This is a genomic window from Pseudomonas sp. GP01-A4 (assembly GCF_058780865.1).
The window spans coordinates 70,570-77,158 of the sequence record NZ_JBYSWF010000029.1 but is presented as its reverse complement, the minus strand read 5'-3'; the positions used below and the strand labels follow the sequence as shown (position 1 = coordinate 77,158).

At 63.2% G+C, this 6,589-nt stretch carries 5 protein-coding genes and 1 pseudogene; 3 read left to right on the top strand and 3 right to left on the bottom strand.

What is annotated here, in order from left to right:
- From AC3WKX_RS17870 to AC3WKX_RS17860, 3 genes and pseudogenes are all read left to right on the top strand, one after another.
- A pseudogene (locus tag AC3WKX_RS17870) lies at positions 1-207 on the top strand (BatB protein); the annotation flags it as partial.
- Complete coding sequence (locus tag AC3WKX_RS17865) at positions 204-1,946, top strand: tetratricopeptide repeat protein (RefSeq protein ID WP_102604671.1); 1,743 nt, start codon at positions 204-206, stop codon at positions 1,944-1,946. The pseudogene AC3WKX_RS17870 and the gene AC3WKX_RS17865, both read left to right, overlap by 4 nt.
- Entirely contained in the window at positions 1,943-3,583 is a 1,641-nt protein-coding gene (locus AC3WKX_RS17860) for a BatD family protein (protein WP_102604672.1), read from the top strand. Before AC3WKX_RS17865 ends, AC3WKX_RS17860 begins: the two co-directional genes overlap by 4 nt.
- 140 nt (positions 3,584-3,723) lie before the next feature.
- Here the strand turns inward: AC3WKX_RS17860 and AC3WKX_RS17855 are convergent, their stop codons facing one another.
- The 3 genes from AC3WKX_RS17855 to AC3WKX_RS17845 are packed head-to-tail and all read right to left on the bottom strand — an operon-like array spanning position 3,724 to position 6,585.
- Entirely contained in the window at positions 3,724-5,466 is a 1,743-nt protein-coding gene (locus AC3WKX_RS17855) for an ABC transporter substrate-binding protein (RefSeq protein ID WP_102604673.1), read from the bottom strand.
- Positions 5,467-5,501: 35 nt separating this feature from the next.
- Positions 5,502-5,774, bottom strand: coding sequence for a DUF2160 domain-containing protein (locus AC3WKX_RS17850; RefSeq protein WP_003218532.1), 273 nt, complete (start codon positions 5,772-5,774; stop codon positions 5,502-5,504).
- 10 nt (positions 5,775-5,784) lie between these two features.
- The gene (locus AC3WKX_RS17845; RefSeq protein ID WP_008433050.1) at positions 5,785-6,585 is read right to left on the bottom strand and encodes a carbohydrate ABC transporter permease; all 801 of its coding nucleotides are present in this window, start codon (positions 6,583-6,585) and stop codon (positions 5,785-5,787) included.
- Between the last annotated feature and the right edge of the window lie 4 nt (positions 6,586-6,589).

The following is a 6,589-nucleotide window of genomic DNA, read 5'->3' as shown; positions in this document are numbered from 1 at the left end:
ACCCAGGCCCGCCCCGCCCAGGCGCTGTACAGCGCGCCGCTGGCGTTGGCGCTGATCCTCAGCATGCTGCTGGTGATCCAGGAACGCTGGCCGGATAACGCCCTGCAACGCCTGTTCAGCAAACTCTCAAGCAAGGGCCGTTTCCTGCAACCCAATCCTGAATGGCGTGAACGCCTCAAACGCTTGCGTTTGCGGAGGCGTCGATGATCGCCCTGTGGCCGCACTGGTTCCGCCCCTGGTGGCTGTTGCTGCTGCCGCTGCTCGGCTGGTTGCTGTGGCAGTTGTGGCACCGCCAGAAACGCGCCGGGCGCTGGCAGATGATTCTGCCGCCGGCCTTCCACGCCGCGTTGCTCAGTGGCGGCAATGGTCGGGAGAGCAAATCGCCGTGGGTGGTGCTCGGCATCGCCTGGCTGCTGGCCGTGCTGGCGTTGCTGGGGCCGAGCTGGGAACGCGTCGAACAGTCCAGCCAGAAGCCCGCCGACCCGCTGGTGGTGCTGCTGGAACTGACCCCGGAAATGCTCGCCACCGACAGCCCGCCCAGCCGCCTCGAACAGGCACGGCGCAAGCTGTTCGACCTGCTTCAGGCCCGCAGCGATGCGCAGACCGCCATCGTGGTCTACGCCGGCAGCGCCCATACGCTGGTGCCACTCTCGGACGACCTGGCCACCAGCCATAACCTGCTGGAAGCCCTGCGCCCCTCGATCATGCCCGAGCCCGGCCACCGCGCCGACTTGGCCGTGGAGAAGGCCCTGAGCCTGCTCAAGCATGGCGGCCTCGGCCAGGGCCGGCTGCTGCTGATCGGCTCGTCGCTGTCCAAGCAGGAACGCCAGGGCATCCGCCTGCAGCTGCAAGGCAACCAGGCGCCGAGCTTGTCGATCCTCGGCATTGGCAGCCGCGAAGGCACGCCGGTGACCCAGGAAAGCGGCGAGTTCCTCAAGGACGCCCAGGGCGCAATCCTCGTACCGCGCCTGGACAGCCCGACCCTCAAGGCCTTCGCCAGCGAAATGGGTGGCCGCTACCGCCAGGCCCGCCTGGACGACAAGGACCTGCGCCACCTCGGCCTGCTGGATGGCCCGCAAAACCTGCGCAATGACGGCCAACTGCTGCACCTCGATACCTGGGCCGACCAGGGTTACTGGCTGCTCTTACCGCTATTGCTGCTGGCCGCCTGCGCCGGGCGCCGGGGCTGGCTGTTCTTCCTGCCGTTGCTGCTGTTGGGCGCGCCGCAGCCCAGCTATGCCTTCGACTTCCAGGACCTGTGGCTGCGCCCCGACCAACAGGGCCAACTGCTGCTGAAGAAAAAACGCCCGGCCGAAGCGGCCGAACATTTCGAAGACCCGCAATGGCAAGGCGTCGCGCTGTATGAAGCGGGCAACTATGCCGAAGCCGCCAAACGGTTTGCCGAGGGCAGCGACGCCTATTCCCACTACAATCGAGGCAATGCCCTGGCCAAAAGCGGCGAGCTGGAAGCGGCGATCGATGCCTACGAACAAGCCCTCGAAGCCCAGCCAGACTTGCAGCCGGCGCTGAAGAACAAGGCGCTGGTGGAAAGCCTGATGCAACAGGAACCGGAAAAAACCGAGCCGGCCAAGCCTGCAAAAAACGAGGATGACGAAACCACCCAACCCGGCCAGACTGCGCAACCGGGCGCCAGCAGCCAGACCGCCACCGGTGGCGAGCAGACGTCCCAAGGCCAGGGCCAGCCCGGCGCGACCGACACGCAAACCGGGGCCACGCCCCACGCCGGCAGCAACGAGGTACCCGGCAGCGAGTTGGGTGATGAACAAACCACCACCCCGCCCCTGCGCCCGGTCGACGGCACGCTTGAAGGCGAGCAGCGCCAGGCCCTGGAACAATGGCTGCGGCAGATCCCGGACAACCCCGGCGAGCTGCTGCGACGCAAATTCTGGTACGAACAGCAACAACATCAGGACAAGACTCGATGAACCGCTGCACCGCCTTTCTTCTCACCCTCGCGTTGTGGGCCAGCCAGGCCCAGGCCGCCGGCCTGGTGGCCAGTGTCGACCGCAGCCGCATCAATTCCGGGGAGACGGTGGAACTGACGGTGGAATCCAACGACGTCACGCTGTTCGGCAAACCGGACCTGGCACCGCTGGACCCTCTGTTTGAAGTGAGCGGCACGCGCCAGATCAACCAGCTCACCACCCTGGGTGGCGATAACCACGCCACCACCCGCTGGATCATCACCCTGCTGCCCAAGGAGAACGGCACCGTGGTGATTCCGCCGTTGCAGATCGGCGAACTCAAGACCCAGCCGATCACCCTGCAGGTGGTGGAAACCGTCAGCCAGAACACTGAGGCTCAACTGGCCCCGGTGTTCATCGAAACCAACCTCGACCAGGACAGCGTCTACGTCCAGGCCCAGGCGTTGCTGACCGTGCGCGTCTACCACTCGGTATCGCTGTATGACGACAGCAGCCTCACGCCGTTGCAGGTCGCCGATACGCGCATCGAGCAGTTGGGCGAGTCGCGCACCTACGAGAAAGTCATCAACGGCATCCGCCACGGTGTGATCGAAACCCGCTATGCCATCTACCCGCAGCACAGCGGCACACTGACCATTCCGACGCAGACGTTCAGCGCCACCCTGGTAGAGCCACGGCCCGCCCAGGACAACAACCCCCAGGGTTCCAAGCCCGGCAAGCTGATTCACGTCAGTTCGCCGGAGCTGTCGTTGACGGTCAAGGCCAAGCCTGCGCTGTACCCGGCGGATGCTCCCTGGCTGCCGGCCCGCAGCCTGACCCTCACGGAAAGCTGGAACCCCGAGCCCGATCACGTACAGGTGGGCGACTCCCTGACCCGCAGCCTGACCTTGAAAGCCGAAGGCCTGGCCGGCGCGCAACTGCCACCGCTGGCACTGAGCGACATCCCCGGCCTGCGCCGCTACCCGGACCAGCCGGTGCTGAGCAACCAGAACAACGACCGTGGCCTGATCGGCAGCCGTGAAGACCGCGAAGCGCTGGTGCCCAACCGCGTTGGCGCGCTTGAACTGCCGGCGGTGGACGTGGTGTGGTGGAACACCCACGAAGACCATCTGGAACGCACCAGCCTGCCGGCGCGCACCCTGCAAGTGGCGACCAACCCGAGCCTGATCGTGGACACGCCGGCCAGCCCGACCGTGATCACCGCGCCGGACAACGACAGCCTGTGGATCTGGCAACTGACCAGCCTGATCCTGGCCTGCACCACCCTGCTGGGCTTCGGTTTGTGGTGGCGTGCACGCTGGCAGCCGGCGATTTTGCGTGCCGCGCAAACCGGCCCGAGCCCGCGTACCTTGCTGGACGACCTCAAGCGGGCGAGCCAGGCGAATGACCCGCAGGCTACGCGTCAGGCGCTGGATGCCTGGGCGCGACAGCAGCCGGAGACCCTGGCGGATATGGCGGCGCGGTTTGTGCCGTTGTCGGATGCGCTGGATGGGTTGAACGGCGCGCTGTACAGCGAGAGTGGGCAGTATTGGCAGGGAGAGGAATTGTGGCGGGCGGTGAAGGCGATTCCGATGGCGGAGCGCGAGCAGGACCCTGCGGGGGACAGCACCAGCTTGCCGCCGCTGTATCCCAAATAGCCCCCCTTGCAGAAACACCGCAAACCCAATGTGGGAGCGGGCTTGCTCGCGAAAGCGGTCTGTCAGTCACATATCTGCTGACTGATCTACCGCCTTCGCGAGCAAGCCCGCTCCCACATTTTTGATCTGCGGCGTCTGGGTTACTTGCGCGCCGCCTCCCACGACTTCAGCAACTCGTTATAGCTGACCGTCTGACCCTGCGGCTTCTCATTCGCCAGCTTCGGTTTCGGCGCCCCCGGCTGGTCAAACCAGTATTGCGCATCCCGTTCTTCGTTCATTTTCGGCCCGCAAATCGGCTGCACCTTGGAGCGTTCCAGGCGCGTCATGATCGCGTCCTGATCCTTGGCCAACCCGTCCAGCGCCTGCTGCGGCGTCTTCTCTCCGCTGGCCGCCTCCGAAATATGGCTCCACCACAATTGCGCCAACCGTGGATAGTCCGGCACGTTGGTGCCGGTCGGGGTCCACTCCACCCGGGCCGGGCTGCGGTAGAACTCCACCAACCCGCCGAGTTTCGGCGCCAGGTCGGTCATGGCCTGGGAGTTGATGTCAGACTCACGAATCGGCGTCAGGCCAACGATGGTTTTCTTCAGCGACACGGTTTTCGAGGTCACGAACTGCGCGTACAGCCAGGCCGCCAGTTTCTGCTTCTCGGGCGTCGACTTGAGGAAGGTCCAGGAACCTACGTCCTGATAGCCCTTCTTCATGCCCTTTTCCCAGTAAGGCCCGACGGGTGATGGCGCCATGCGCCATTTCGGCGTGCCGTCGGCGTTGACCACCGGCAGGCCCGGCTTGGTCATGTCGGCGGTAAACGCGGTGTACCAGAAGATTTGCTGGGCGATGTTGCCCTGGGACGGCACCGGACCGGATTCGGAGAAGGTCATGCCCGCCGCTTCCGGTGGTGCATAGGCTTTCATCCAGTCCACGTATTTCTGCGTGGCATACACCGCCGCCGGGCCGTTGGTGTCGCCACCACGGGTGACGCTGGAGCCCACCGGGTGGCAGTCCTCCACGCGAATGCCCCATTCGTCCACCGGCAAACCGTTGGGCAGGCCCTTGTCGCCGCCACCGGCCATGGAGAACCAGGCATCGGTGAAGCGCCAGCCCAGGGACGGGTCTTTCTTGCCGTAATCCATGTGCCCGTAGACGCGCTTGCCGTCGATTTCCTTGACGTCTTCGCTGAAGAATTTGGCGATGTCTTCGTAGGCCGACCAGTTCACCGGCACGCCGAGTTCATAGCCGTACTTCTCCTTGAACTTGGCTTTCAGGTCTGCCCGTTCGAACCAGTCGGCGCGGAACCAGTACAGGTTGGCGAACTGCTGGTCGGGCAATTGGTAGATCTTGCCGTCGGGCGCAGTGGTGAACGAAATACCGATGAAGTCCTTGATGTCCAGGGTGGGTGAAGTGAAGTTCTTGCCTTCGTTGGCCATCAGGTCGGTGATGGATTCTGTCTTGCCATAGCGAAAGTGCGTACCGATCAAGTCGGAATCGTTGACCCAGCCGTCATAGATATTCTTGTCGGACTGCATCTGGGTTTGCAGCTTTTCCACCACGTCGCCTTCCTGCAGCAAGTCGTGGGTCAGCTTGATCCCGGTGATTTCGCTGAAGGCCTTGGCCAGCACCTTGGATTCATACTCGTGGGTGGTGAGGGTTTCCGACACCACGTTGATCTTCATCCCGCGAAACGGCTCCGCGGCCTTGATAAACCACTTCAGCTCTTCAAGCTGCTGGGCTTCGGTGAGGGTCGACGGTTTGAACTCACTGCCGATCCATTTTTTCGCAGCGTCTTCATAAGCATCCGCCCAGGCCGCAGCACTGAGCCCGCTGAGCGCCAGCACGGCCGCCAATGAAATGCTATGTCGCAGCTTATTGTTTTTATCGAACATAGAGACCTCCTGGTTTTGGGGTTCAAAAGGGGCAGCTAGCCCCAACGCATCACAGACAACAGCCACACCAGAGACAGCGCGGACGCCACCCAGATGCTCCAGCCGGTTACGCCGATCACCAACAAATGCAGGTAGGCGCTGCCGAGAAGACCGATAAACAAACGATCACCACGGGTGGTGCTGATCGGTAAAAAGCCGCGCCGGGGGATACTCGGCGAGCGCAATTCCCAGGTCGTCATGCCCACCAGCAGCAGGCCGATCGCGGCAAAGAACAGTGCAGTCGGGGTGGTCCAGGCCATCCATTCCATCATCGACTCCTCAGACCCGGCCCAGGGCAAAGCCCTTGGCCACATGGTTGCGAACGAACCAGATCACCAGCATGCCCGGCAAAATGGTCAACACCCCCGCCGCCGCCAGCACGCCCCAGTCGATGCCGGACGCCGAAACCGTACGGGTCATCACTGCGGCGATGGGTTTGGCGTTCACCGACGTCAGCGTGCGTGCCAGCAGGAGCTCGACCCAGGAAAACATGAAGCAGAAAAACGCCGTGACGCCGATCCCCGAGCCAATCAGCGGGATGAAGATCTTCACGAAAAACTTGGGGAAGCTGTACCCGTCGATGTAGGCCGTTTCGTCGATTTCCTTGGGCACGCCCGACATGAAACCTTCGAGAATCCACACCGCCAGCGGCACGTTGAACAGGCAATGGGCCAAGGCCACCGCGATATGCGTATCGAACAAGCCAATGGACGAATACAGCTGGAAGAACGGCAGCAAAAACACTGCCGGCGGCGCCATGCGGTTGGTCAGCAACCAGAAGAACAAGTGCTTGTCGCCGAGGAAGCGGTAGCGCGAGAACGCGTAGGCCGCCGGCAGCGCCACGCTCAGGGAAATCACGGTGTTGAGGCTGACGTAGTACAGCGAGTTGAGGTAGCCGGTGTACCAGCTCGGGTCGGTGAAGATCACCTTGTAGTTGGCGAAGGTGAAGTCCTGCGGAAACAGGGTCAGGCCGCCGAGGATTTCGGTGTTGCTCTTGAAGGACATGTTCAGCAGCCAGTAGATCGGCACCAGCAGGAACAGGATGTAGACCAGCAGCGGGATTACCTTGCGCTTGCTCATGTTG

Coding starts and splice junctions, on each gene's coding strand:
- AC3WKX_RS17855 (WP_102604673.1), bottom strand. CDS start 5,466: ATGTTCGATAAAAACAATAAGCTGCGACATAGCATTTCATTGGCGGCC.
- AC3WKX_RS17850 (WP_003218532.1), bottom strand. CDS start 5,774: ATGGAATGGATGGCCTGGACCACCCCGACTGCACTGTTCTTTGCCGCG.
- AC3WKX_RS17860 (WP_102604672.1), top strand. CDS start 1,943: ATGAACCGCTGCACCGCCTTTCTTCTCACCCTCGCGTTGTGGGCCAGC.
- AC3WKX_RS17845 (WP_008433050.1), bottom strand. CDS start 6,585: ATGAGCAAGCGCAAGGTAATCCCGCTGCTGGTCTACATCCTGTTCCTG.
- AC3WKX_RS17865 (WP_102604671.1), top strand. CDS start 204: ATGATCGCCCTGTGGCCGCACTGGTTCCGCCCCTGGTGGCTGTTGCTG.